Consider the following 26,228-nt stretch of genomic DNA (forward strand, 5'->3'; position numbering starts at 1 on the left):
GCGATCCAATTTTCACGACTTGACCTTCCTGTGCTGGAATACTTTAGCCGGGACAACGGAAAACAGGAGCAAACATCCATGACGACCCTAAATATCCCGGATATGAGCTGCGGGCACTGCAAGTCAGCAATCGAAAAAGCCGTTGCCACGGTGGATTCCTCCGCACAGTTGGACTTTGACATGGAAAACCGCAGGGTACGTGTCTTAAGCGCCAATCCACTTGATCAAATCCTTGCTGCTCTGAAGTCCGAGGGATACGAAGCCACGGTCGCATGAGACACTTAGGGGCGCATTCTGTCGCCGCCTTGGTTTTATCTTGCGTCTCTGACTGCCTCGATTAGCCGGGTCATTTCATCTTCGGCGATCAGCCCCGGGGCAAGAGCATCTCCAATCACAAACGAGGGGGTGCCACTGAAGCCAAGCTGTCGGGCCAATTCCATGGACACCTGAATATGTGCGTCGACTTCCGGCGCCTCCATATCTGCGCGCAATTGATCCTCGTCCAGGCCGAGTTCACGGACAACTTTCAGTACACTGGCCTCAGTGGCACGACCGTTCAGAGCCATAAGCGCCCAATGAAATTCTTCATATTTTCCCTGATTACGTGAGGCAAGCGCGGCGCGTGCCGCGAAGTCGGAACCTTCTCCGAGTATGGGCCATTCTCGATAGACAACTCGTACATCGGAATCGCCTGCGATTACGTTTTTCACGACCGGGGCAGCGCGTTTGCAATATGGGCAGTTGTAGTCAAAAAACTCGACCACGGTTACATCGCCTTCCGGGTTTCCGATGACAGGCGCATTCGGATCCTGTTCCAGCAATTCACGCTGATTTTCCAAGACGCTTCCAATTGCTTCGGCTTTTGCCTGATCCTCGCGCTGTTGAAGCAGTTGAATCGCCTGCATGATGATCTCAGGGTTTTCCAAAATGGCTTCGAGAGCCAGCCGTTTTACATCGGAGTCAGACAGCTCGTCGGCGCGTGCCATAGGAATGCCAATCGACATGGCGATAGCGACTAAGCCTGCAAGTATTCGTTTCACATCAGTTTCCTTCCGTTTGTTCTGCTTCGGTGCGTTGCTCTTGCAGCTTGCGTTCCCGATCCGGCCAACTCTCCTTGATGAAGGCGAGGATGTCCCAGATATCCTGATCCGACAGAGTGTCCCCGAAGCCTGGCATGCCGCTTTTGACGTCAGCGACACCCATCTGTTTCAAAGTTTGGTCCCCGCCAAACTTTGTATAGTCGAACAACAGCTTGTCGCCGTGATGCCAGGTGTGCCCGGTTCGGTCATGCGGGGGCGCCCGCAAGACGCCATCCGGATCAGGTGTTTGCCAATCCGGCTGACCCTCCAAATCTGCCCCGTGGCATGACGCGCAGTTTTCGGCGTACAAAACTGCACCACGTGCCGAATCCGCCGATGAACTGTTCTGCGCACGCCCACCCAGGCCCCAGCCAGCGACCGCGACAATGATCACCACAGCAGCCAGTGACACCCATTTCGCCGCGCTCTTGTTCATCACGCCACGCTCAGCCAGGTCTTCATACCAGCGGCCTGATGCGACAGCATGTGGCAATGAAACAGCCAGTCCCCCGGGTTATCCGCAACGAACGCAATCTCCCGCGTTTCTATCCGGTCAACCAGGATTGTGTCCCGCAGCGGCCCCAGGCTGCCGTTCGGCAGAACTTCCTGAAAGTGCGTCCCGTGCAAGTGCATAGCGTGCGGAAAGACGGTGTCGTTCTGCATCTGAATCCGGACTATGTCGCCACGCGAAACGGCAGCAAGTGGGTTTTCAGGTAACCCGGCGACACCGTTGAATGTCCAGATCTGCCCTTCCTGGACCAATTCATTGGTGCTCATGACCCGGCCGTTAAAAGTGCCTTGACGCAGTCCGCCCATCGCCCCGCCTTCCATCACCAATGGAACTGTCAAAGCGTCAGAAACATCTTCGAGAAAAGAAGCAGGGTTGGGTGGCAGGGCTGCGATCACACCGCGGTTAGCAGATGTGCCGCTTCCCGAAACCGGAATCTCAGCGATGACAAACGATTCATCGCGTTCGTGAAGAGTTATTTGAACGGATTCGTTCGATTCCGCTGTGACATCAACAATTAAGTCTGCTCGCTGTGCAGGCCCGAAAACAAGGGTTTCAAAATCCTCTGGCTGCCTTACAGGCATGCCATCATAAGCGACCAGTTTCCCGTTTGCGCCACCTACTGAGACATACATGATCCGATCAGTTGCCACGTTGACCATTCGAATTCGCAAACGCTGGTTCGTCAAAACTTCGGTCATGGGCGATATACGTGCGTGAACGTAGTTACCCATGCGACCTGCATGGGTCCAATCATGCATTGCACCAAAATCATCTACTATTTGAGCGTCCTTACCCAACCGCCAATCATCCAGAAGGATCGTGATGTCATGGTCCGTGTCCGGCGGGTCCGTTTCGTCGACGATGAACGCGCCGTAAAGGCCCCTGGCCACTTGTTCCGTTGACTGGTTGTGAGAGTGATACCAGAAGGTCCCCGCGTCCTTCAGAGGCAAGTCATACTGAAATTCGCCGCCGGTTGGTACAGCCTCCTGCGTAAGGCCCGGCACCCCGTCCATATTGTTCGGAACCCGCAATCCGTGCCAATGGATTGCCGTAGGCTGAGGCAGTGAGTTCAGGAGTGTCCGGCGAACCGTTTCGCCCTGCCTGGCACGAATTTCGGGGCCCGGAACACCGCCATCATATCCCCATATCTCGGTTTCAGGATAGCTGTCGGGGGCAACACGTGCCAATCCTGAACGCGCCTCGATTATTCGGGGGGCGGTAGCCGCCCTCCCGATAGTCGGCACTGCGATTAGTGCCGACGTGCCTGCAACGAATTGCCTGCGATTGAGCTTCATGAGGACTTCCCTCCAAAGAAAATTTGATCTCTCACTCGATTATCCCCCGTCGTGCACATCCAGCAGATAGGTCGCCATTGCCTTCCGGTCTTCGTCTGTCAGAAAGCTGGTGCCATAGTTTACGACCTCTCCCATGGCGCCGCCGAAGACATCGCCATCAGGCATGACGCCGGTGCGCAACGCGTAGGCCAAATCATCTACCGTCCAACCACGCTTTTGCAGGGTCTCAAAGTCGATGGCCGGTGCCTTGTCACCGCCCGGCAGGGAGTCACTTCCTTTGAAGTGTTCCGTGTCCGAATTTCTTGCGCCAGCCAGGTTCCTCCCGGTGTGGCAGGCCGCACAATGCGTAGCACCTTCGACCAGTAGCCGACCCCGGTTCCACACTTCGTCATTGCCCGGCACGGGATCAGTACGGGGTGGTTCCAGAAAAGCCGCGCGCCACAGCTTCAGGCCCCATCTCTGATTGAAGGGGAACGCCATTTCCTGCTCTTTTGACGGTTCCGCTACCGGTGCAACCGTTTGCCAGGCGGCCCAGAGATCGGCGATATCCTGATCCGTGAAATTGGCATAGAACGGATAAGGAAAGGCCGGGTAGTAGGGTTGTCCGCCGGGTGACACGCCTTGACGCACAGCGCGAGCAAACTCCTCGATTGTCCAGTCACCGATCCCGTGATCGGGATCTGTGGTCAGGTTCGGTGAAAAGAGCGTGCCGAACGGGGTATCCAACTCCACCCCACCGGCCAAGGGCGCGCCCCCTTTGGCAAAATCTGTGTGGCAAGCGATACAGCCACTTGCCCTTGCCAGATAAGCCCCGCGGTTAACGTCACCCTGAATGTCGAGAGCTTGTAAGGGCTGGCCAATTGGCCAAGCCATCACGGCAACAAGTCCCGCTGACGCCGTTACGGCGGCAGCAAGGCCCAATCGGAATATCGGTCTCATGACGCATTCCTATTCCGACCGAAACTGCGTGTGACATGCCGAGCATGTCTGGCTCAGCATCATGAACACACCATCTGCCGGCATTTCAGAAAGTTGTGCCTGGTTTGGACTGCCGCCCATCATTCCGGCACCCATCATAGAACCGCCACCCATCATGGATGCGCCGCCCATCATGCCCGAACCATGGCCCGACCCGGACATCATCAACCCGTTGTCCGCCGCAAGCACAAGGCCTTCAGAGTAGGATTCCAACTGCCTGGCTAACTCTGCAAATGAACCCCAATCCTGCCAGATCTCCGATTTGGCCTCCGAGGGTTTGCCATCAGATCCCTCTGGAAACAGCTTTGTCATGCTCTCGCCAGCGTGACGCCCGATTTTCTTGGCCTCGCTTCGTACCGTTTGCGCATTGTAGGGCGTTTTCCCCTGCATCATCGGCGTAAGGATCTTCATGCTGTCCTTCATCGCGGACATACCATCCATGCGTTCTTTGACGATGCCGGTTGCGCCACCATGCGCCAGGGCGGCGGCTGCAAACAGAGAAACCAGGGCAACGCCTGTGGTCATTTTCAGAATGTTCATTGTTTTGTCCTTGTCGTCTGCTTCGACGCGCCCAGGTTGAGCGCAATTCGACTGGTCAGATCAGGACACGCGGCGGTGGTGGGTCAAACGCCGCGATACCGAGAACCCGGTATTGGGCTCGAGGGATCGAGTATCTTTGTTCAGTATCTTGGGGGCCAGGCGGTGGTGGACCCATCGAAAATAGACCAACAGCGTTGCAAATCGTTCCGCCATGACAATGTCCGGGATGACCCTGCTTGACATGCTCAACGTCCGCGGAGTCCGTTTGGTCAATCACGTGCTGAGAACCACTGCCATGTGCATGAGCAGAATCGGCCGTCACAAGCAGCCCGCCAATGGTCAGCACCATTGACAGTATGATGTAACGAATTGCACTGCCCATTCGGCTCGTCACCTTCAGAAAATCCCGTTTTCCTGCTGCAGCTCTCTGATATACGCCACGATGCCCTTCACATCCGCACGGGTCAAGCCATCGACCGGCGGCATATTGCCGAACTTCCAATGGTGTGCCCGAACTCCATTCTGGACTGCCACATAAAATGACTCGTCCGAATGGTGGCTTGGTTCATAGATTTTATGCACCAAAGGTGGTGCAAGGCCTTCCAGACCTGTTGCATTCGCGCCATGGCACGCCGAGCATTTGGCGTCGAATGCCACTTTGCCGACGGCCGCAAATTCGCTTAGCTGGTCCGGCAGAGTGACGTTTTCGATTGGGTCTCCTTGCTCCAGTGCTGACGTATCGGGCGGCGTCATCGAGTGACCTGTTGGTTGCTGATTTAAGTTGTAGACGAACGCGGCGGCGCCTGCGATCACTACTCCGCCGATCAAGAGTGTAAGTTTATCCATCTCTGTTCTTCACATGATTGTCAGTTCTTAGGTTCAACGCGCGCAAAAAAAATCGGCCTGACCAAGGTCAGATCAGTTTTACCTGAGTGCCCACAGTGGCCAGTTCGAACAATTCCGCAATCTGCTCGTTGTACAAGCCAATGCAGCCGTTGGAGGATCTTCTCCCGATCTTGCGCGTGTCGTTGGTGCCGTGGATCCGGTAGTATTGCCAGCTCAAATAAAGTGCATGTGTCCCCAGAGGATTCTCCGGACCCGGGCCCACATAATCGGGCCAAGCGGGGTTGCGCTTTTTCATTGCTGGTGTCGGTCGCCAAGACGGCCCTTCGACCTTGCGAGTAACTGTGGTGTAGCCCAGCCTTGTAAGGTCTTCCGTCAGCGGTACGCTGGTTGGATACATTCGGTAGACGCTTTCGTCTTCCGACCAATATTGCAGGACCTTGGACTGTGTATCGGACAGGATCACACCATTCTTAAGCGTATCAAAGTGGTCCTGCCATTTAGCAACGCGGAATGAGGAAACATTGCGGCGCGTCCCCTCAGTTGCCGTTGATTGGGCCCAAACGGCCGGTGCTGGAAAAAGCGTCGTCGCAGCAAACGCGGCAATCACTCCACGTCGCGTAACAACCTTTCCTTCTTTGCTCCGTTTCATGCCTGCCATCCCAAAGTTTATTCTTTTTTTCCGACTCAAATAACTCGTATGCCCGGTTCCTGCGCTGGAAGGTCAACACGCAAATGACATTTCATATGGGATGTCTCGTCTGAATTGTCGTTGCCGTTGGCGCAGGGATATTTCCTTAGAAGGCGGACCCAAATCATCAAGTCATTGTGGAAAAGCAATTTTTCTTGGACGTAACTCCAGGCTGCTTTAAGCAAAACCTGACTTTCTTGAATCAACCGAACACAAAAAAGCAACGCTAACAATTGCTTAGTTCTTGGTGAATTGATGTGATCACCCGTCGATGCGAGGGTAGCAGGCACTACAAATGACAATCACAGTGGACTAAACACCATGTCCTTCAGGAAAGCTTTCCAAGCACTGGCCGCACTTTTGTTCATCGGCGCTTGTACCGAAACAACGTCAATATCTGCAGATAGCGAGCCCGGAACGCTTTCCCAAGTTCCTGACGCCGTAGCCCAGATTGCTGCTCCGGGCCAGGACCTGAACGCAGTGAAAATCATGCCTGAGGACGGTTGCTATTGGTATCGCTATGTTGGGCCAGTTGAAACAACCTACCTACCACTTAGGACTATTGAAGGGCGCCCAATCTGTACGCGCGCCTGACAAGCGCCTGTCAGCTGGTCGCGGTCAGAAGCCGCTCGGGAGGGTAGAGATGAGCCGTGGACCCTGGCCTGACACGATCATAAAGCCCGATGATATGTGGCATCGCCATCCTTACGCAGCCAGAACTTGCGCGACCTCCGATAGATCTTGGATAAGGCGTTCCGTGAATTCGCAGGTATGTGTCGCGACCACCTTCGAACAGATAAAACGCCCTTGATCCCAATGGGTTTGTCGGCCCACCGGGCACACCATCTGCGAATTGCGCATATTCATCAGGGTCGCGCTCAATCATTTCGGCTGTAGGAGTCCAACGCGGCCATTTGGCCTTTCGCTTGATCGTGTAGACTCCGGGCTCGTAAAGATTGCCTCGGGCAATGGCTACGCCGTAACGCATTGCTGTGCCACCGTCTTCGATGAAATACAGATATCGTGCCACCGCGTCGACATGAATGTCACCCGGAGTAAGTGGTCGATTGGTTTGCACACGCTGAGGCAGGAAACGTGGGTGTAAACCCCAGGGATTGGATGTTGCGGGATCAAAATTGGCTGGAGTTACTTGCGCATCCCACTCCGACCATTGCGAGGCCGCCGCCGACGTCACTCCAAAAACCGGCTGAGAGAAAATGGCGAGCGAGGCTGCAACAAAATGTCGTCTGGTCAGCATTGATAGCGCTCCTATTGGCTGGTTGGTGTCTGGAGTTAGTACCCAGGGGATTAGACAATCCGCGACGGGGGAAGATTTGTCCATTCAATTATTCGTTCGATATCGCTTCGACCCACCCGCGAGTTTTCAAGGCTTAAAGTGACCTAGGCAGCTTCGTGTTTAACCTGAAACTTCACCAGGCGTCGGGACGACAATGCCTGCTGTTCATACCCCTAAAAACTTCCCTGTTCCGGCCGTGTCTATGCACCAAGTAAGGCCCAAGCAAATGCTGGACTGGTTTGACAGCGTCAAATTCGCTTCGCGCCAAAACAGCTTGACCTTCCATCGTGGGAAGGCGTTAGCAGAGGTCTCCAATCCAAATTTTGGAGTTGAATGTGAAAGAAAAACAGACTGCAAACGCGCCGCAGGCGTCAGTACCGGTTAGCGGCGGCAAGATAATGAAATGGGGCATGATGGTATGTTGCATTGCCATGATAACGCCGATCGCTCTCTACTTGATCGCCGGCGGGACGGTTGGTGGGCTTTCTGACTCCTTGGGTCTTTTCGCACCGTTGATCCTGTGCCTCGGAGCCCATTTCTTTATGCACAAGGCGATGGAAAAATCCTGTCATTCGAACAAATCTGAATCGGAAAGACCAAAGGCAACAGACGCCGCGGTCGGACCGAACCCAGTACACCGGCAATAATCTTCAATCATGAAGCTTTGGTGCTCAAGGTTGGCCGCCATGTCGCTGGCCGCTCTTTCGCTGGCGGCTTGCGCACCACGCCCTAAACTATGCCCGCTGCAACCGCCGCAGCCTGAATACGCCCTGCCCCAAGGTTGCCGGGTTCAATGGGAGGGCGCGGATGGCGGGGCCTATTTCATCTGCGAAGACGGGCGCGAAGGTTTCGTGAGTTGATCGTGGGGATGTGACATTCCGGCTCGTTGACCCTCCAGCGCTGGAATCTGGCAGAGACGGGTGCAAAACAACCGATGGCAACGCGCAATGGCAAGAACACTCCTAAATTTATGTATTATGATCTTGGGGTTAATCTTTGGCCAGACTTCCGCCGGGACAAGCCTTGCAGCTACATCCCAAGCGTATGAATCAGAGCCCCTGGTCGCACACATAATTACCGCGCAGGACGGGATCGCGCCTGACGTCAAGACGATCACTGCAGGACTGCATCTGAAACTGGGCGAAGATTGGAAAACCTACTGGAAGTCGCCTGGTGAGGTGGGAATTCCGCCCAAGATCACTTGGAACGGCTCGCAAAACGTCAGCGACGTACAGTTTCACTGGCCCGCGCCGATCCGTTTTCGCGCCTTCGGGATCGAGAATTTCGGGTACAAGGACGAAGTGGTCTTTCCGCTGACCGTCACACTCGAGAACCCCGGAGCGCCAGTTGACTTGAAGGCCGCTGTGACAACGCTGATCTGTTCCGATATCTGTGTGCCGGTCGAGTTTTCGCTGGACTTGTCGCTGACTCAGGGAACGGGTCGGGATCAGGACTCGGCCCGGCTTATAAATGCCTTTCTGTCGCGGGTGCCAAGCACGGGAAACACAAGCGGAATGAAGTCCGACGCCGCGACCCTGGATACCGAGTCCGAGATGCTGACGCTGAATTTCACCAGCGACCTGCCCTTTGATGCGCCTGATGTCTTTCCCGACATGGGACGTGACACCGCGTTTGGTGCACCCGACATCCGGCTCGCTGGCGACAGGCGTCAGCTATGGGTGCAGTTCCCGGTCCTCGCTCTGGCACAGGACCCCCCCGCCTTGTCCGTCACGGTTACCGACACCAACCGCGTGGCCGAGTTTTCGCCCCGTACCGACGCTCCCCCTACCCCGCCACCATATGAGATCGCGGCCGCCGAAACTTCAGCCAGCGCGCTGGTCTGGATCATTTTGCTGGCGGTGGGCGGCGGGTTGATTCTGAATGTCATGCCCTGCGTACTGCCAGTGCTTTCGATCAAGCTTTCCTCGGCGGTAAAGGCTCGCGACCGCTCTGCGGCTCAGATTCGCGCCGGGTTCCTGGCTTCGGCAGCCGGAATCCTGACATTCATGTGGCTGTTGGCGGCTATCACCATTGCGGCGCGGTCGCTGGGCTATTCCGTCGGCTGGGGCATCCAGTTCCAGAATCCGCTTTTCCTTGCGGTGATGATCGTGGTGCTGGCGGTTTTTGCAACCAGCCTCGCGGGCTTGTTCGAGATCACGCTGCCGCAGTCGCTGAACACCCGGCTTGCCCATGTCGAAAAGGGCCGCGTGTCGCTGGTCGGGGATTTCCTGACCGGAGCCTTCTCAGCAGTTCTGGCGACGCCCTGCTCGGCCCCCTTCCTCGGCACGGCGGTGGCCTTTGCCCTGACCGGCCGACCGGTGGATATCGTGGCGATCTTCACCGCAATGGGGGTCGGGCTGGCCATTCCTTACCTGCTGGTTGCAGTGCACCCGAAACTTACCGCCGCTCTGCCTAAACCGGGGCGTTGGATGGTGGGATTAAAATGGGCCCTGTCGGCGGCACTGCTGACCACGATCGGCTGGTTGGTCTGGGTGATGGTCGGGGTGGCCGGAGACACTGCTGCAACTGCTACCGTGCTGGCTGCAACTGTTCTGGTCCTGTTGATCTGGAAAAGTACGATGATGCCACCCGTTTTGCGCTGGACAGCCCTGTTGCTGACGCTGACCGCAGCGTTTGCCGCACCGGTTGCGATTGCCGGCAAAGACCGGTCCAGGCTGCTTGAACCAGCCGGAGAGATCCCTTGGATTACCTTCAGCCGCCCCGAAATCGCCCGCCTTGTGTCGCGCGGCGAGGTGGTTTTCGTCGATGTCACAGCCGACTGGTGTCTGACCTGCAAGGCCAACAAAGCGCTGGTGCTGGAACGCGGCGAGGTTCTGGCAACACTGCAATCGGACAAAGCAATTCCGATGCAGGCCGACTGGACCCGCCCCGACGATGTGATCGCCCGTTTCCTTGAGGACAATGGACGGTTCGGGATCCCCTTCAACATCGTCTACGGCCCGTCGGCCCCCGAAGGCATCGCCCTGCCAGAGATCTTGACCACGAACGCCATTCTCGACGCGATGGAACAGGCCGCGCCGATTGCGGGCGGAGCCGTGGAAAGCGGATCCTGACCCCGGAGTTCACATATCCCGGACGCGGTTGCTCTGCTGCGCTAAACGCATGGTCTCGTGCTCTTTCATATCCAGTATCGCCTGAAAGAGTTCGCGTGCCTCGGGTATCTCGGCACGCCCGTGCAAATACCGATATAAGTCGATCACCTGATTGTGAAGATCGAAGACCGCTTCGCAGATCTCATCGACGCTCATCTGTGCGAACGGCCTGTCGCAGGCGCGATGTGGGTCGATCGGCTCATTGCCCAAATAGTCATATACCCAGGTGTTGAGCGCTTTGGGATCGGCTCGTTTCACGAAACCATCGACGATTTTCTCCAGAGCAGCCTCATGATCGGCGAGGTAGGTAAGCAACATCCTGGCCAGCTCCTGCTCTGACTGTGTCGAACAGTAGGCCAAACATTCGGCGAGCCAATGATGCATTTCCCGCGTCCAGACAATTAGATCAGAAAACGTTTCAACTTTCATGGTCTCAACCTCCTAAAGATCGGCATGCGATAGCCTAAACCGGAATTTTCCAGATGGCTCACTGGGCATCAGCGCGAAGTCGGCGCCGGCCCGATCCACGCCGGGCTGCGGGAATCAACCCCCCAGTTCCAGCAATGCCCGGTCGATTGCCACCTTGCGCGGATCCCCCTGCGGCAGGTCATCCGCCAGATCCCTTGCCCTGCCATAGGCGTTCCGGGCGCCGTCGGTCTCGCCCAGCACCGAATAGGCGTTGCCCAGCCGCATCCAGCCGTCCAGATCGCCTGGGTTTTCCTGCATCCGGCTCGCAAGCCGTTCGACCATCGAGCGGATGAAGGCCTGCCGGTCTTCGTCTGACATCTCCTCGGCCGCCGCCACCTGATCGGCAGTTGGGCCGGGCATGGAAGGGGCAAAAGCCGCCAGATTCACCGGAGCCCGTCCGATCGACGGGGCGATGCGGTTAAGCTGGGCCACAAAACTCTCCATCCATGGCCGGAACTCCTCTTCGGCGTCCATCCGCGTCTTCAGTAGGTCATAGGCCTTATCAGGCGATCCAGCCTGCTCCAGACCAATGGCTTTGTAGAATGTCGCTGCTGGGTTCGATGGGTCCAGTTCCAAGGCTCGTTCAAACGCCCGATCGGCCTTGGGCGTAACGACACCGTCATCGGCATAGACCAACGCCTCGCCATATTGCGACACCAGCGCTGAATTCGCATTGGGTCGGTCCAGCAACCCCTCGAACGCGTCTGCGGCATCTCCAAAGCGTCCCATACGCATATAGGTCTGAGCCAACAACACCCATCCCTCGGTTGGCCCGCCGGTTTCATCCGCCTCAAGCCGCGACTTCAGGCGCACGGCAAGGTCGGCGATTTCACGGGCTTCGGCCTGCTCCCCCTCGCGTTGGGCAAATGGCTGGCTGGGGATGTAGGGACTACCCAGTTGCCAATAAAGACCGGCTCCGAGCGCTGGAACTACCAGCGCGGCAAGTAAAATCAGCGCACGCCCGGAATGGCCCATTATCGCTTTGTCGTCCGATTGCCGGTCAATCGCCTTCAGGCGACGTTCTATCTCGGCTCTGGCGGCCTTGGCCTCTTCGGCTGAGATAATTCCTCGTTCCAGGTCCTTCTCCACTTCGCCGATCTGGTCGGAAAAGATGGCAGAGGCGCTTTCGCGTCTCGACAAGTCCGAGGTCTTGCGCCCCAGGCCGGAGAGGGCGAGCGTCAGAAACACCGCCACGGCCATGAATGAAAAGATAATCCAGATCATGCGTGCGGCTCCGTGAGTGAATGGTTTTCGGGATTCCGTTCTTCGCTCGCGCCGCGTTCCGTCTCTTGTTTTCGCGACTTCCGATATCGGCGCGCATTTTGGGTCAATACCGCTGCAGTCGCGATACCACCCAGCCCCAGGATGACGATAGGCGCAACCCACAGAATGTAAGTTGATGGCTTCCATGGCGGGTTGAACAGAACATAGTCGCCATAACGCGCAACCAGAAAGTCCATAACCTGCTGGTCCGTGTCGCCTGCCACCAGCCGTTCGCGCACAAGCAGACGAAGGTCGCGCGCCACGCCAGCGTTAGAACTGTCGATGTCTTGGTTCTGGCACACCACGCATCGCACCTGTTTCGAAATCGCCCGGGCCCGCTCTTCCAATACCGGATCTGCAAGTATCTCGTCGGGCTCAACCGCGAATGCCGGCTGCGACACCAGCATCGCCAGAGTGACCGCGGTAATTACAATGCGACGTATCATGACGCCTCTCCTCCGGCCGCCCGCGCCTGATCCAGCGCGGTGCGCATCTTTGAAATTGCCTCGTCGCCCAGCACCGGGCCGACAAAACGGAATACGACCTTGCCCGCGCCATCAATCACAAAGGTCTCCGGCACGCCGGAAATCCCCCATTCGATCCCGGCTCGGCCGTCCAGGTCGGAACCGATGCGCTCATAAGGGTTGCCCAGATCGTCGAGCCATTTCCGCGCGTCCTGCGGCTTGTCTTTGTAGTTAATGCCCATCAGGCGAATGCCCTCATCGCGTACCATACGCGTCAGCACCGCATGTTCGGCCCGGCAGGGCACGCACCAGGACGCAAACACGTTGACCACGATCGGAGCTGACCCGTCATTTTCCACCAGATCGGTACTGGACAGCCCGTGGGTATCCAGCCCTTCGACCGGCGGCAAGTCGAACTCAGGCACCGGCTGCGAGATCAAAACAGACGGGATTTCGTTTGGATCGCGATCGGGATTCAGTCCCCATAGCAGGAAGGCACCCAGGATGCCGGCAATCGTAATTGGGAACAGTGCAAATAGACGTTTCATTGCCCTACTCCGCCGCCACCGCAACGGAGCTCTGCCCAGTCCGTTTTCGTGGTGCACCGACGCGTAGACGCCGATCGGAGAGTGACAAGACACCACCAAATGCTAACAATCCTGAACCTATCCAGATCCAGACCACCAATGGCTCATACAAGATACGCAGGGTCCATTTGCTCTGTTCTGATTCCGCCGCCGGTTCCGATATTGAGGCGTAAAGGTCCCCTGCCAACGTCGTTCGAATTGCTGACTCGGTCGTACTGGTACCCGCCACGAGATAGGCCCTGCGCTCGGGTTGAAGCGTGGTGACATAAGCGCCATCGCGAAATACCGTCAGTGTGGCCGCGCGAGACAGATAGTTCGGACCGCGAAGCTGTTCCACACCGTCAAAACGCACGTCGAACCCTGCTATCTCAATCTGTGTTCCGGGCTCGGCAAAAGTCACGACCTCGGATTTCCAAGCGCTGGACCCGATAAAGCCGATCATACAGACAGCCAACCCCGCATGGGCCACGACCATGCCGTAATGAGAACGCGGTAGGCTGCGGGCCCGACGCAGGGACTCGGCCAACGGTGCCTCACCCAGCTTAATTCGGCTGGCCCACTCTGTCAGCACAGCGCCCAGCAACCAAACCGCAAGGCCGATCGACACTACCGCCAAGGCTGGGCCGCCGGTATCCAGATACCACACAAGCAACGCTACGAGCAGGCTAACCCCGGCCACCCATTTGAGCCGGGACAGAACACCGCGCAAATCCGCCCGCTTCCATGACAACAGCGGCCCAATCCCCATTACAACGACTAGAACCAGCATGATCGGCACGAAACTGGCGTTGTAATAAGGTGGTCCAACCGAAATCTTTTCACCTGTCACAGCCTCAAGCAAAAGCGGATAAAGCGTACCGAATAGAACCGTCGCCGTTGCGGTGGCCAGCAGCAGGTTGTTAATAAGCAAACCGGCCTCGCGGCTGATCGGGGCAAAAAGACCGCCGCCCTCCATCTCCGGTGCGCGTATGGCAAACAGCGTCAATGAACCACCGATCGCGACAGCCAACAGCGCCAAGATGTAAATGCCGCGTTCGGGATCGACCGAAAACGCATGGACCGATGTAAGCAAGCCTGAGCGGACAATGAATGTCCCCAACAAGGACAACGAGAAGGTCAAAACGGCCAGTAGGATCGTCCAACTTTTGAAGCTGCCGCGCTTTTCGGTCACAATGGCCGAATGGAACAGCGCTGTGCCAGCAAGCCAGGGCATAAACGAGACATTCTCGACCGGATCCCAGAACCACCAGCCGCCCCAACCCAGTTCGTAATAGGCCCACCAGCTGCCCAGAACGATACCAAGTGTCAGAAACACCCAGGCCGCCAATGTCCAGGGTCGGACCCACCGCGCCCATGCCGGATCGACCCGCCCCTCAATCAGGGCAGCCACGGCGAAAGAAAATACGATAGAGAAGCCGACGTAACCCAGGTATAGGAACGGCGGGTGCATAGCCAGGCCGACATCCTGCAACAGCGGATTTAAATCCTGACCATCCAGCGGTGCCGGAAACACCCGGTCAAACGGGTTCGAGGTGAACAGCATGAATGACAGGAACCCCGCGCTGATCCAGGCCTGCACTGCCAGAGTGCGCGCCTTGAGTTTCAGTGGGATGTTCCGAGCCAACAGAGACACACCCAGCCCGAAAATCACCAATATCAGAATCCACAACAGCAGCGACCCTTCGTGGCTACCCCAGGTCGCAGCCACCTTGAAAAGCATCGGTTTCAGCGAATGAGAATTGCTGGCCACATTTAGCACAGTGAAATCGCTGACCACGAAGGACCACATCAGAGCGGCGAAGGCGATAGCAACCAGCGCTGTCAGTAGGACCGAGGTCGCAGATGCCGATCGCATCCACATGACATTGTTCCGTGCTGCTCCAATCAAGGGAAATACGCTTTGCACCAAGGACACGGCCAGGGCAAGCGCCAGGGCGAACTGCCCGATTTCCGGTATCATTCCAATCCCTCCGGATTTCCGGTTTTGCGGCCTTGTCCGACAATCCAGCGCTGGAGGGTCAAGCGCATTATTGCCGCACCCCCTTCGGCTGATGCATGCTTGACGAGCGCAAATCTGGCCGGCGGCCTTGACCTTCCAGCGCTGGAGACCCCCACCATTTCGACTTCACCGATGGACGTACCGAACACTTTGTTTTCAGGGCAGGGACTCAGGAAACAAACGAACACGAGGGCATCATGACACGGAGCAACAGCAAGATTACGTGCGTCTGGCAACGCCTCCAGGCTGTAATACTGGCTGGGGGGCTGAGCCTTGGGTCAACTGCCATGGCCCAACCGGAAACCCGTCCGGCTGACAACGTGGCGATGAACCCGCAAGCCTCCAGCAACATGTCAGGTATGGGAAGCATGTCCAGGATGATGCGCCCCGACGCGGTGCCGCCAACGGGTGTCGTTGGCGGTATGCATCCACCCGAGGGTGTTTTGATGCCTGTGTTCTCTTACATGAACATGGAGATGGACGGAAATCGTACCGGAACGCAGTCGCTGTCTACCTCGAACGTTCTGTCGCAGTATCCGATCGCGCCGCTCAGCATGAGCATGAACATGGCGATGGTCGGCCTGATGTACGGTGTGACCGACGAGATCTCGGTGATGGCGATGCTGCCCTATACCCGCAAGACGATGAAGCACCAGACCCGCATGGGCCAGACCTTTAAGACCAGGGCACAGGGGTTTGGCGATCTGAAGATCATCGGCGGATATGATATCTACAAATCCGACGGGCAGGTGCTGGAACTATCTCTTGGCCTCAGTCTGCCGACTGGCTCGATAGACGAGACCGACACCACGCCAGCTGGGCCGGACCAGCTGCTGCCCTACCCCATGCAACTGGGTTCAGGCACCTACGACCTGCTGCCGGGCGTCACCTATACGGGCCAGAACGCGGATTGGTCTTGGGGCGCCCAGCTGGCCGCCGTGATCCGGATGGGTGAGAATGATGCCGGTTACACCTTGGGTGACGTCTATTCAGCAACAGTTTGGGGTGCACGGCGCTGGAATGACCAGTTCAGCTCCTCGTTGCGGGTGGTCGGCGACATCGTGGAAAACATTGACGGGTCGGATGCGCGCCTGAACCCAGGCATGGTGCCCACCGCTGATCCGACCCTGCGCGGCGGCCAGTTTCTGAGTATCGGAATCGGAGTGAATTACCTTGTGCCGGGGTCGGGCGTTTTGGCGGGCACGCGCCTGGGTATCGAGGGCGTGATCCCTGTGTATCAAGATCTGGATGGGCCCCAGCTTGAACGCGATTACGCAGTCTCCTTCGCGATACGCAGGGCGTTCTGACCCTTCAGCCCCAAACCGACTGTAAACGGACAATCAGCGCCGCCGCGGTGGTCAGAACGACCACTGACACCGCCATCAGTAGCAGGGCCAATGTCACAGGTCCGCCGCGCCCAGGTACGCGACGTGCCAGTTGGGCTGCAAATCCAGTACCGTGGGCGATCTGGCTCTGAACGACGGATAGGTATAGCGGCAGCGCTCCGACCAGCGTGGCGTACAGGTAAACGCCTGAGATGTTCTCGAAGTAGGCGGAGCGTACCAGCGTCGGACCGACTACCCGCAACGCCACTACGGGATCACCGCCGAAAGACCCGAACCAGTCTGCCGAAAGCGCGTAGATCAGCGCGTGCAGCGCGATGAACAGGACGGCCCGTAGCAGCAGGTCAATTAGCAGATACCGGGCCGGGATGGCCCCCCTGCCCCGCGCCCTTACCCCAACGGCGAAAAGAAAAAAGCTGAGATAATTTAAAAGGAAAACGACCGGCAACCCATTCGTCACCACCTGACGCAAAAACCGAACAAACGCGGGACCACTGTTCAGGAGGTGCGTCGCAAAGCCCGGCGTGCGCAAAACGAAGATGGCCAACAGCGGAAACAACGCAAGGCAACTGACGATCAGCGTGTTTCTGGCAAACTTCCAGAAAGGCAATTCAGTGGCAAAATATCTGTTCATTTCATTTAGTTTGCCAACGGTTCCAGCGCAATGTCGATGCCAATTGGTTTACAGACCTGCGACAGAACCTCCGATTTTATTATTCCGCAAGCCCTCTACCTACTTTACGCGCAAAATCTGTTACTTTTGCTCGTTACTTTTGTTGCGCTATCAGTTTCAAGTTACACTCGATAAGTATCGCTTATCGGCAATGATTGATTTCGCCTAGAATTGGGCGCAGAATTGGCCCATGATGTCGGTTTTCCTCAACCACTGGACTCGCGACGGCATTGGTCCATAACCCGTAGACCCCTGCCCCGATCCGGCAGCAAACCTAAGTAGATGCAGCACAGTAACCTGCAATTTTGTAAACAAGTACCGGCACAAATCTGGTCCGCATCTACACTTAAAGGAACAACTCAGCGTAAGGCCAACCATGAAACATGGTGAAAACAAGCAAGAGCAGTCTACAGGTTTGGGAAAATCGACATGAAGCCCCCTGCTCCGTATCTCCCTCCTGCCTCCCCTGCCCTCTCCGCTGCGGACCAGGAGGCGCTGACAGATCTTTATATCCGTGGCACCCCCGCCAATACGCTCAGGGCGTATGAGCGCGATCTGCTCTACATCACCGCCTGGAAGGCTGCGCGGTTCGGCACGGCGCTGGACTGGCCAGAAAGTGAGGCGACGGCACTGGCCTTCATTCTTGACCACGCGCGCGACCTGGCGGGCGCGCCGGAGGATGATCGCGCCCGCCGGACAGCGGAAGCATTGATTGCGCAAGGGCTGCGCAAATCCCTCGCCTGCCCTGCCCCTTCGACGCTGGACCGGCGCATCGCCTCCTGGCTTGCCTTTCATCGAATGAAGAACCTGACCAGCCCTTTCGGTGCGCCGCAGGTGAAGCAGGCCCGTGCCAAGGCGCGGCGCGCTGCGGCCCGCCCCCCTGCCCCGAAGTCGCAGCACCCGATTACCCGCGATGTGCTGGAGCAGTTGCTGTCCACTTGTCGAGGGTCCCGACGGGATTGCCGCGACCGCGCCATCTTGATGCTGGGTTGGGCTTCTGGTGGCAGACGGCGCTCGGAGATCACCGGGTTGATGTTTGAAGACGTCTCGCTAAAGGAGTTCGACGAGAAAAGCCTGGTTTGGATTTCCTTGCTGGAGACCAAGACGACGACCAAAGGTGAAACGCCGCGGCTGGTGCTGAAGGGCCGCGCAGCTCAGGCGCTGGTCCATTGGATCGAGGTTGGACAGATTAAGAATGGGCCACTGTTCAGACCAGTCTCAAAAGCGGATCGTGTGCTGAAACGTCGGCTTTCGCCGGACGCTATCTATCAGATCGTCAAACATCGCCTCCAGTTGGCAGGGTTGCCGGAGGACTTCGCCTCGCCGCATGGTCTGCGTTCTGGGTTCCTGACCCAAGCCGCACTGGATGGCGCCCCAATCCAGGCTGCCATGCGCCTCTCGCTGCACCGCTCCCTGGCCCAGGCGCAGAAGTACTATGACGACGTCGATATCGCAGAAAACCCGGCGACGGACCTGTTGGGGTAACCGTTTGCCAAAAAACCAACTCGCACCATAAGGCCGCCCTACTCCCTGCAAACAGCTCCGAACCCGAATATTCGCTGGCAAGAATTCGATTGCGCATTAGTTGGATTCGTTTCTGAAGCGTGATCGCTCATCTGGATTCCATTCAAGTTACGCAGATCAAATTCCAATCTTCAGCTATTGGGTTTGTCCCGGATGAAAGCCTATTCAATGGCTGAGGCAAATGTTTCGGTTGCGCCGGCAGATATGCAGCCAGTTCGAGTGGTTAAAACGACCTCTGAGTGAGGGGATTACCAAAATTGCCAATTGGCAATTTTTTCCGAAAGACCGACATTGTAGGGAAATTGCCAATTGGCAATTTCCAGTTTCGCTTCAGTAGATCAGTCTCGATCTGTGTCAAAATGCCTATCCAAGAAGATCGAAAATACCTCTTGCAGTTCATCTTTGCGTACGTCGGTCGGAAACTCTAACACGATCTTTTTGCCTTTGCGCTTGTATGTCATCGCAGGCTTTTCGGGTGACGATTGAAGAGTCACTGGATATGCTTTTGTCGAAGCAGGAGGTTTCAACGCTGCCTTGAAGACATTCATGACTTGCACGCCGTCACGGCTGACCCCATCCGTTGCCATCTGCCTCGCAGTTTCTAACAGTTTCTCACGATCCTCGGGCCGACCCAGAAACGGTTTTAGCGTACGGGCGTGCAGTTCTTTGATCTCTCGGATCGAAGGGAATGCCTCAACGATCTCGTTCGGCAACTTGGCCAGTTGCAGATAACGTGAAAGCCAAGCCTCACTGACCTCTAGCCGTACGGCCATCGCCTTTTGCTTACCACCGTAGTAACGAGTCACAGCGTCTGCATAGTCACGAGCACGCTCATAGTCGGAGATATCTTCTCTGTCGCGGTTCTCGATATCGCCCAATCGAAAAGCTTCTTCATCGGTCAACTCTCGAACATCCACCAAGTAGCGAAACTGTGGATAGTTATTTGCGCGTAGCCAGTTGATTGCAAAATGCCGCCGTGCACCGCAAATCACTTCATACGGCTGATTTGGATCGCTTGTCTTGCGCACGATAGCTGGAAACTCTTGCCGACCCTGACTGCGGATTCCGTCAATCAAATCTCGACAGTTGTCCTCCGATAGTAGGTCATACGCCCGATTATGTCGTTCCCACATACGGCATTCTCCCGGATCAACCCACCTCAGGGACTTCTCCTCGATATCCCCCGACATCCGTTCCGCAACCCTGTTAGAGCGGTTTAGAAAGCGAGCGCCAGCGCGTTCGGCTTTGGGGGCAGGGCCGCTATCGAGACCGCTTAGTACGTCATCGAAAATTGCGTCATGTTTCTTACTCATAACACTCCCTCCTTGCGCAATGCAGCATGGTGACTGGGCCAGGTTTTGCGCATCAAAACTTCAACCTCGCGTCCCACCGCGTCCAGATATGCCCGACAGCGTTTGTGGGTTTCTGTACGAGCTGCTGGTCCCGTAATCTCGTACACCGTGCCCAAGTTCGCTGTGGCGTTATCAATCTCGGCGCTGTCTTTTAGAACACTGGCCAACATGTCTTGGGGAAAAACCGCGTCCATCATTCGTTTGATGGCTGCATGCGCAGATTTGTTGTCGTTCATCTTGGTGGCCAGAATCTTGACAAATGAATAATCACGAGCCCCGCCATGTTGAGCTAGTTCATTCAACGTTGCGCCCATCATCTTCAAGAAATGGGCAGTAGATCCAAAGTCGATATTGTTCGGCGGGGCAGGGATCACCATCGCGTTTGCTGCTCGAAGCACTGAAAGAGAAATCATTCCCAGCGCAGGCGGCGGGTCCAGAAGGATTACGTCGAATTGATCGGCTATGGTGCTGATCCCATCTCGCAAACGGTCCAACACAAAAACTTGATCCCTGGCCATCCGAGCTGCGAATTCATACTCAGCGTCATAGAGACCGAGGTTTGCAGGGATGAGCGCAATGCCAGGCCAATACGTAGCGCGTAAAGCATAATGAAGCGTCTGCGGCCCACCATGCTGAAAGAATGGGTAAAGCGTATCTTCAGTTTCATCCACGTCAACGTCAGGATTAAGGCCAAAGATCGATGTCGTTGAAGCTTGGCTGTCGCAATCGATAACGCAAACTCTATAGCCCTTAAGCGCGAGGAATTGGGCAAGATGGGTCGTTACCGTCGACTTTCCAACGCCACCTTTGAATGACTGAACTGACAAAACCAGTGTCGGATCATCTGTTGCACGATGAGGTAGTGTACCGAACACTTCCCGCATCCGGTTTATGTCAGACAGTGAGTACCCGGTCCTTCTTCCAGTGACTGGGTCTTTTTCCGGCTCAGGCAAGCGGCCGTCCGCTTCAGCATCACGGATTAACTTCTCTGATCGACCTACCATCTCGGCTGCGGAGCGAACATTAAAATTTAGGTTTAGCGTTTTCTCAGTGTCAGGGGAGAATACTCGATCGCGCAATCGCTCCATCACGGTACTGGCACGATCAGATAGTTGCTCAATCTCTTCCAGCCCAACAGGGGGCAAGGGGGAGGTGGTCATAGGTTTTGTCCTGTAGAAATCTGCCTTTCGTGAATCATGCCCGGAATGGTGAATCGGCTCAAGTGTGGTTTTTGAGGCAGATCACGTAAAAAATGGGAAATTCGAAGGCAAATGCCACAGGAGCGGAAATTGGGGGTAACCAGAGGTCATTAGTAACAACATTCTAACTCAGAACATCTAATACGGGTAAAGTTGATATCTGACGATGTTGCCTCGTACCAATCCCCCAAAAAACCAAATATAAAAAACAATCTTGTTCAAGATTCTTGGATTCAATTGTTCATACGAGTGTTATTTCTTTAAAATCAATGCTTTGTGGTATGTTTCCCTTACATATCGGGCGCAAATCCTTACAGATTGGGGTGCTTTGCCTTACGTTTCGGATGGTTAAAGCTTACATTTCGGGACGGGCCTAAATCCTACTTTTGGGGACGGGTGAGGTGATTCGAAAAACCCTTGTTTTATTGGGGTTTGTGAGACTTCCTTCGAATCACGCGAGACTCGATGCTGATTCGAAAAATTACAGATTGGGTGCTGGACCGGGACAACAGTGATGGCTATGCTTACATCACACGCCATACAAAAGTAATAATTAGGTGTTGGGCAGCACATGTCAAAAAAACCATACCGCACTTTGGACGCACGGCCAAATTCAGAAAGCCTGGTCAAGCCTGGTGAGCTTGTAGACGTGATTGAGGTCACACCGCTGACGCTTAATGATCGGCGGATCTACAATCAGCTTTTGGAAAACGCTTGGGATGCGATCGACAAGCCTGTCAGCCATGTTATCCAGAAATCCATGCTGCGTGGGTCGCATAACTCGAACGACAGGGTAGGGGAGTCTATTGAGCGATTGATGTCCGCCATTGTGAAGGTGGAAGTCGTATGGGATGGCGAACCTGCGGTCGAGCGGGTCCAGTTGTTGGGTGGTAACGTGGAAACAGTGCGAAGCGATGGGCTAATTGAATACGAGATCCCGGCGCGGTTGCGCAAAATTATTTCCAATTCGACAGTTTTTGCCCGATTACAGCGCGAGATCATGTTCGCACTGAGTTCGAAATATGCGCTGACGTTGTATGAGATCGTACAGAAGCGCGGCAATCTGCGCTGGCGCTCATCCGAGAAATTTTCCGTCGATGATTTGCGCGGCATTCTAGGTGTACCAAAGGGTAAGCTAACCAACTGGAGCAACCTGAAACTACGCGCGATCGAACCTGCAATTGCTGAAGTCAATGCGCTGTCGGATTACATGGCGGCGATTGACCCAATAAAGACCGGGCGCCGTGTGACTCATGTCGAATTGCGCTGGTGGAAAAAGGACGGAGAAGGGCAGGGGGCTGCGGAACGCGCTCTAAAGTTTTCGTCCGTTGGACGTAAGGCAAAAGCTCAAGAACAGGAAGAAAACGTTCAGGTGCCTGTTGCTCCAAGCATCAAGCCGCGTCCGGCCTGGCTAGAAAAAAGAGGTGACGCCTTAAAGACCGAAACCTACGAAACTGCTCGTCTACGTCATCCGGGGTATGACATCTACTACATTGAGGGCCAATGGCGTGACTGGTCAGCAGGAATGGAACCACCTAAAGACCCCGACCGTGCATTTCTCGCGTACATTCGGAAATTCGCTGAGGCCAATCCGATTTAAGGTTCCCCTCAGCAAACTGCAAAGATCGTCCATCAACTTACGCCAAGAAATTTGACGCAATCAATCTATTATCAGATTTCTTAGTTATGAAAAACTTGCGCTCAGCCCAGATCGTCAAACCTAGGGTTCTAAACAAACTAATAAACCAAAGAACGGGCGTACTTCGTTGAAAAATCTTGCTCGATCGTGAGGTAAATTGCTGAATCAATTCTCCCCGATGATGGGAGGACTGAGCGATGATGGGGCCGAAACAGGAAGCGTGGGCGGCATTGTTCTGGGAATTCTCGCTTAAGGATCATGTTCCCCAAGGGTTCGATGGATCGTGGCAAGATCGGTGTTCTGACACTTTGCCTGACGCCGAATAGCAACACACCGGGCTAGACGGCGACCGAGACTCTGGCTGCCCGGATACTGGAGCGGCTGGATCTGGCATTCCAGCTTTCGGATGTTGTCGAATCCATGTAACTAGAAAGATATTTTCCACCAGAGTTTATCGAGCCCCCAATTCGTTGATAACCTAGTAAAATGAGCCGCATCGACCCCGCCAACTTCCAACTAGACAGCGTTTCTGACAGATACGTCTGCACAAAATGCTTTGGTGAAGAAGATCTCAAGGGCATCATACGGAATGATGGGTACCCCGGCCGGTGCAGCTATTGCCGCGCACGTCGCCAGAAGGTTTTGCCCCTTGAAGAGATCGCGGAGTTCATTGAGGGCCGGATGAGAACATTCTACGGCACTGCGGTCGACCAGCTGCCCTACAATTCCCGTGAAGGTGGTTACTTAGGGTCGCATTGGGATACGCAAGAACTGCTTTTTGATGAGATTGGTCTGGTGATCGAAGCTCGAGATCACAACCGGCTGATGGACGATCTGCTCGGCGAGATTGAGGACGATGTCTGGTGCGACTACGACTACCTTTCCCTCGAATTCGACGACAGCATGGCGTTTAGCTGGCGTGATTTTCGGCGAATTACGATGTCGGAGCGAAGATTCTTCTTTCACTCCGTCGGTGCAAGCGATATGTCGCATCCGGATGAACGCTCTGCCGCCATGTTTCTTGTGGAACTCGCAAAGCTTATCGAAGAACTGGGATTGGTGCGCACGGTACCTGTCGGCCAATCGTTCTATCGGGTGCGGAATCAGACCGTTCCGCCGTTCGATCCCTCGGCTGCCGCCCTTGGCCCGCCGCCCTCCCGCATCTGTCTGCAGTCAAACCGAATGAACCCCCCTGGAATCCCCATGTTCTACGGGGCGGAAGATGGACCCTCCGCAATCGCCGAGGCTCGCGCGGATAAGCCTGTTTTGGCGCGTTTCCAAACCGAGATTCCGATGACCTTGGTCGATCTTGCCGAGCTTCCACGGATTCCGGGGTTCTTTTCGACGGCGCCTCGGCGGGTTCGTCAAGGCCTGTCGTTTCTGCACAAACTGACTCGCGAGATGGCGGAGCCGGTCGCGCAGGATGATCGTGTGAATGTCGACTACATCCCGACCCAGATCATTACGGAGTTCATCAGGGACTGGTTATTCTCCAGAGGGAACCCCCACGGCATTCGCTACGTTTCGGCTTTGGGGTCTACGGCCGCCAATGTGGTGCTGTTTGCCGGCCCTGACAATGTCGTCGATGCTGATGCGTCTAAAGATGGTGCATGGCTGCGGCTTGTCGAAGTTGAGCCTCCGTCGCCTGTGCTTACTGGATCTTAGGAGACAGAGTTTGCTTGGAGGCACTGAGTCCGTGTCGCCGCAACTCGGATGAACGATAGACTGGGGCTACCGCACCCGGCGCAGCAGGTTATCGATGAGCTGATTTGGTAGGAAGACCGCCTTGTCATCCCGCCAGAGCGTCAATGCCGTTTCAAGCAGTTTAGAATCGCAAAGGCTCTCACTCAGTAGTTGGTCGACCACCCATAGAACGCCATGCGCTGCGATCCCGTTGTCCTCCGCCACGCGCCGCAGCAAACGGTCTCCGGTGAGCAAAATAGCTTCCGCGTGCGACTGTGCCGTCACGAGGCAGAAGCAATCGTTCGCCGACAGACGCCCGTGCCGTTTCTTGATGTCGAATGCCTGGCCAACTTGGGCAGGCGGCAGGTCATACGTCGCCATGCCGCTTCCGTCGAGGAGCGCCCATTCCTGAGGTGTAAAATCCAGAATCTCGCTGGCACGCACAGGCAGTGGCACGATGAATTCGTAGGGAAGGGCGCACAGGACGTGCAGCAACCGACCCTTCCGAAGATCGATCAAGCAGCTAGCATCGTTGACGATCACGCGGGCCACGAGACGGATTATCCCCTGATGTTCTCTTCGACGGTGGACAGAGAGAGGTGCAGCATCTGAGCCGCGCGTACCGGCGAGATCAGTTCCTCACCGAGCGCACGCCAGACCAGGCGCTCAAACCGCTGCGGATGCTCGAAAGCACCGAACCCTTCGTCATCCCGTATCTCGTCCGGTTCGCTGGTGCGCCAGCGCCGCGCGTAGGTCCGGAACGCATAGTCGATCATCGACTGGGGCAGGATGCCAACCTGTCCGAGGCGCATCAGCATCGCTGCTGCCGACACGCCATAGAGCCGCTTCAGTCGCATGATCTCCATATAGGTCATGCCTCTGCGCGAGGGACCCGCCTCCTCGATCAGGTGATCGGTGGGTATCAGGAACGCACCGGCGAAACGGTTCATCGCCTTCTCGAGCTTGATTGCCGAGTTTCCGGTCGCTCGAACGACACGGTGCGACAGCTCATGGGCCAGATTGAACCGCCTGCGCTCGACATTGGTGCGGCTTGAAACCACCACGACATCGGTGGAACTTCTGCCTGCACTGCGACGTACCTCGCAGGCCAGCCCATCGAAGCGCTCGGCGAAATCGACTTCGATGACCTTGATGCCCTTGTCCTCGAGCAGCCGCGACATGCTGGGAATTGGATCGTTTCCGAGCTTCCAATGCCTTCGCAGCTCTTGTGCCAACAGGTCCAGCTCTTCGTAGCTCTCGATGACATCCCTAACCAGATCGCCGAACGGGTCATCCGGCGGCGCGATTTCCAGGATGTCTTCGATCGCCAGATAGTCTTCCAACCTCTCTATGACGACGGCTTCCGCATGGGCGCGGTCCCTCGCGGAGGTGCTGGAATGTTTGCGGAATTCGACACCGACCAGCTCTTCGACCTGACCTCCCATCAGGAAATCGAGCGACACGCCCAGAGCCTTGCTCAGACCGACCAACACCGAGGAGGACGGATTCATCTTGTCTGCCTCGTACTTGCTGATGGCTTGTGCGGTGATCCTTGGCGAGGTGCGGTGGGCAAGCCCCTGCATCGACAAGCCCGCCTTCTTGCGGGCCAGTCGCAACCGTTGTCCAAACATGGTCTGCTCCCGTGAAAACGTCGGTTGATATGCGACATTTATTGTAGTATATATCA

At 56.1% G+C, this 26,228-nt stretch carries 26 protein-coding genes; 8 read left to right on the top strand and 18 right to left on the bottom strand.

The annotated features are described in order from the left end of the window. The first annotated feature begins 78 nt into the window (after positions 1-78). On the top strand, positions 79-276 hold the full coding sequence (locus ACR0D9_RS18565; RefSeq protein WP_170634714.1) for a heavy-metal-associated domain-containing protein: 198 nt from the start codon (positions 79-81) through the stop codon (positions 274-276). A gap of 35 nt (positions 277-311) precedes the next feature. Here ACR0D9_RS18565 and ACR0D9_RS18570 read toward each other — a convergent pair whose 3' ends face one another. The 8 genes from ACR0D9_RS18570 to ACR0D9_RS18605 all read right to left on the bottom strand — a co-directional run bounded on the left by ACR0D9_RS18570 (position 312) and on the right by ACR0D9_RS18605 (position 7,195). Beyond that, entirely contained in the window at positions 312-1,040 is a 729-nt protein-coding gene (locus ACR0D9_RS18570) for a DsbA family protein (RefSeq protein WP_475190680.1), read from the bottom strand. 1 nt (position 1,041) lies between these two features. Then, on the bottom strand, positions 1,042-1,515 hold the full coding sequence (locus ACR0D9_RS18575) for a c-type cytochrome (protein WP_170634716.1): 474 nt from the start codon (positions 1,513-1,515) through the stop codon (positions 1,042-1,044). Next, the gene (locus tag ACR0D9_RS18580; RefSeq protein WP_170634718.1) at positions 1,515-2,885 is read right to left on the bottom strand and encodes a multicopper oxidase family protein; all 1,371 of its coding nucleotides are present in this window, start codon (positions 2,883-2,885) and stop codon (positions 1,515-1,517) included. Before ACR0D9_RS18580 ends, ACR0D9_RS18575 begins: the two co-directional genes overlap by 1 nt. A gap of 39 nt (positions 2,886-2,924) precedes the next feature. Then, complete coding sequence (locus ACR0D9_RS18585; RefSeq protein ID WP_050605716.1) at positions 2,925-3,824, bottom strand: c-type cytochrome; 900 nt, start codon at positions 3,822-3,824, stop codon at positions 2,925-2,927. 9 nt (positions 3,825-3,833) lie between these two features. After that, a complete protein-coding gene (locus ACR0D9_RS18590; RefSeq protein WP_170417895.1) occupies positions 3,834-4,403 on the bottom strand; it encodes a c-type cytochrome in 570 nt (189 codons plus the stop codon). Positions 4,404-4,799: 396 nt separating this feature from the next. Then, positions 4,800-5,249 (bottom strand): c-type cytochrome, encoded by a 450-nt coding sequence (locus ACR0D9_RS18595; protein WP_170417891.1) that lies wholly within the window; start codon positions 5,247-5,249, stop codon positions 4,800-4,802. Positions 5,250-5,316: 67 nt separating this feature from the next. Then, the gene (locus tag ACR0D9_RS18600) at positions 5,317-5,907 is read right to left on the bottom strand and encodes a L,D-transpeptidase (RefSeq protein WP_170417888.1); all 591 of its coding nucleotides are present in this window, start codon (positions 5,905-5,907) and stop codon (positions 5,317-5,319) included. Between the two features lie 634 nt (positions 5,908-6,541). After that, positions 6,542-7,195, bottom strand: a complete 654-nt coding sequence (locus tag ACR0D9_RS18605; protein ID WP_050605720.1) for a L,D-transpeptidase — start codon at positions 7,193-7,195, stop codon at positions 6,542-6,544. Positions 7,196-7,569: 374 nt separating this feature from the next. On the opposite strand from ACR0D9_RS18605, the gene ACR0D9_RS18610 reads away from it, so the two are divergent. The 3 genes from ACR0D9_RS18610 to ACR0D9_RS18620 all read left to right on the top strand — a co-directional run bounded on the left by ACR0D9_RS18610 (position 7,570) and on the right by ACR0D9_RS18620 (position 10,308). After that, the gene (locus tag ACR0D9_RS18610; protein ID WP_255612174.1) at positions 7,570-7,881 is read left to right on the top strand and encodes a DUF2933 domain-containing protein; all 312 of its coding nucleotides are present in this window, start codon (positions 7,570-7,572) and stop codon (positions 7,879-7,881) included. 39 nt (positions 7,882-7,920) lie between these two features. Continuing rightward, complete coding sequence (locus tag ACR0D9_RS18615) at positions 7,921-8,094, top strand: hypothetical protein (protein ID WP_170417885.1); 174 nt, start codon at positions 7,921-7,923, stop codon at positions 8,092-8,094. Between the two features lie 117 nt (positions 8,095-8,211). Next, a complete protein-coding gene (locus ACR0D9_RS18620) occupies positions 8,212-10,308 on the top strand; it encodes a protein-disulfide reductase DsbD family protein (protein WP_480539782.1) in 2,097 nt (698 codons plus the stop codon). A 9-nt stretch (positions 10,309-10,317) separates the two neighbouring features. On the opposite strand, the gene ACR0D9_RS18625 is transcribed toward ACR0D9_RS18620, so the two are convergent. The 5 genes from ACR0D9_RS18625 to ACR0D9_RS18645 all read right to left on the bottom strand — a co-directional run bounded on the left by ACR0D9_RS18625 (position 10,318) and on the right by ACR0D9_RS18645 (position 15,089). Next, positions 10,318-10,776: a hypothetical protein gene (locus ACR0D9_RS18625; RefSeq protein ID WP_480539784.1), complete on the bottom strand. Its 459-nt coding sequence runs from the start codon at positions 10,774-10,776 to the stop codon at positions 10,318-10,320. A 114-nt stretch (positions 10,777-10,890) separates the two neighbouring features. Next, positions 10,891-12,039 carry a c-type cytochrome biogenesis protein CcmI gene (gene ccmI, locus ACR0D9_RS18630; protein ID WP_170417878.1) on the bottom strand — a complete coding sequence of 383 codons (1,149 nt, stop codon included), beginning with the start codon at positions 12,037-12,039 and terminating at the stop codon, positions 10,891-10,893. Further along, positions 12,036-12,524: a cytochrome c-type biogenesis protein gene (locus ACR0D9_RS18635; RefSeq protein ID WP_170417876.1), complete on the bottom strand. Its 489-nt coding sequence runs from the start codon at positions 12,522-12,524 to the stop codon at positions 12,036-12,038. Before ACR0D9_RS18635 ends, ccmI begins: the two co-directional genes overlap by 4 nt. Next, complete coding sequence (locus ACR0D9_RS18640) at positions 12,521-13,090, bottom strand: DsbE family thiol:disulfide interchange protein (protein ID WP_170417873.1); 570 nt, start codon at positions 13,088-13,090, stop codon at positions 12,521-12,523. The genes ACR0D9_RS18635 and ACR0D9_RS18640 overlap by 4 nt, the downstream gene beginning before the upstream one ends. 4 nt (positions 13,091-13,094) lie before the next feature. Continuing rightward, the gene (locus tag ACR0D9_RS18645) at positions 13,095-15,089 is read right to left on the bottom strand and encodes a heme lyase CcmF/NrfE family subunit (RefSeq protein ID WP_170417870.1); all 1,995 of its coding nucleotides are present in this window, start codon (positions 15,087-15,089) and stop codon (positions 13,095-13,097) included. A 236-nt stretch (positions 15,090-15,325) separates the two neighbouring features. On the opposite strand from ACR0D9_RS18645, the gene ACR0D9_RS18650 reads away from it, so the two are divergent. Continuing rightward, on the top strand, positions 15,326-16,435 hold the full coding sequence (locus tag ACR0D9_RS18650) for a transporter (RefSeq protein WP_170417865.1): 1,110 nt from the start codon (positions 15,326-15,328) through the stop codon (positions 16,433-16,435). A gap of 4 nt (positions 16,436-16,439) precedes the next feature. Here ACR0D9_RS18650 and ACR0D9_RS18655 read toward each other — a convergent pair whose 3' ends face one another. Continuing rightward, positions 16,440-17,105 (bottom strand): hypothetical protein, encoded by a 666-nt coding sequence (locus tag ACR0D9_RS18655; RefSeq protein ID WP_050605729.1) that lies wholly within the window; start codon positions 17,103-17,105, stop codon positions 16,440-16,442. 468 nt (positions 17,106-17,573) lie between these two features. On the opposite strand from ACR0D9_RS18655, the gene ACR0D9_RS18660 reads away from it, so the two are divergent. Further along, on the top strand, positions 17,574-18,629 hold the full coding sequence (locus ACR0D9_RS18660; RefSeq protein ID WP_480539786.1) for a tyrosine-type recombinase/integrase: 1,056 nt from the start codon (positions 17,574-17,576) through the stop codon (positions 18,627-18,629). Between the two features lie 377 nt (positions 18,630-19,006). Here ACR0D9_RS18660 and ACR0D9_RS18665 read toward each other — a convergent pair whose 3' ends face one another. Both ACR0D9_RS18665 and ACR0D9_RS18670 read right to left on the bottom strand, forming a co-directional pair. Continuing rightward, the gene (locus tag ACR0D9_RS18665; RefSeq protein WP_480539788.1) at positions 19,007-19,981 is read right to left on the bottom strand and encodes a ParB/RepB/Spo0J family partition protein; all 975 of its coding nucleotides are present in this window, start codon (positions 19,979-19,981) and stop codon (positions 19,007-19,009) included. Then, positions 19,978-21,180, bottom strand: a complete 1,203-nt coding sequence (locus ACR0D9_RS18670) for an AAA family ATPase (RefSeq protein ID WP_480539790.1) — start codon at positions 21,178-21,180, stop codon at positions 19,978-19,980. Before ACR0D9_RS18670 ends, ACR0D9_RS18665 begins: the two co-directional genes overlap by 4 nt. Positions 21,181-21,790: 610 nt before the next feature. Here ACR0D9_RS18670 and ACR0D9_RS18675 point away from each other — a divergent pair. Both ACR0D9_RS18675 and ACR0D9_RS18680 read left to right on the top strand, forming a co-directional pair. Next, the gene (locus tag ACR0D9_RS18675; protein ID WP_480539792.1) at positions 21,791-22,819 is read left to right on the top strand and encodes a RepB family plasmid replication initiator protein; all 1,029 of its coding nucleotides are present in this window, start codon (positions 21,791-21,793) and stop codon (positions 22,817-22,819) included. A 525-nt stretch (positions 22,820-23,344) separates the two neighbouring features. Then, positions 23,345-24,523, top strand: a complete 1,179-nt coding sequence (locus tag ACR0D9_RS18680; RefSeq protein ID WP_480539794.1) for a HEPN-associated N-terminal domain-containing protein — start codon at positions 23,345-23,347, stop codon at positions 24,521-24,523. Between the two features lie 66 nt (positions 24,524-24,589). On the opposite strand, the gene ACR0D9_RS18685 is transcribed toward ACR0D9_RS18680, so the two are convergent. Beyond that, positions 24,590-25,093, bottom strand: coding sequence for a PIN domain-containing protein (locus tag ACR0D9_RS18685; protein ID WP_480539796.1), 504 nt, complete (start codon positions 25,091-25,093; stop codon positions 24,590-24,592). Between the two features lie 8 nt (positions 25,094-25,101). Beyond that, positions 25,102-26,172 (bottom strand): helix-turn-helix domain-containing protein, encoded by a 1,071-nt coding sequence (locus tag ACR0D9_RS18690; RefSeq protein WP_480539798.1) that lies wholly within the window; start codon positions 26,170-26,172, stop codon positions 25,102-25,104. Positions 26,173-26,228 lie beyond the last annotated feature (56 nt).

Source organism: Ruegeria sp. AK11 (assembly GCF_056541095.1).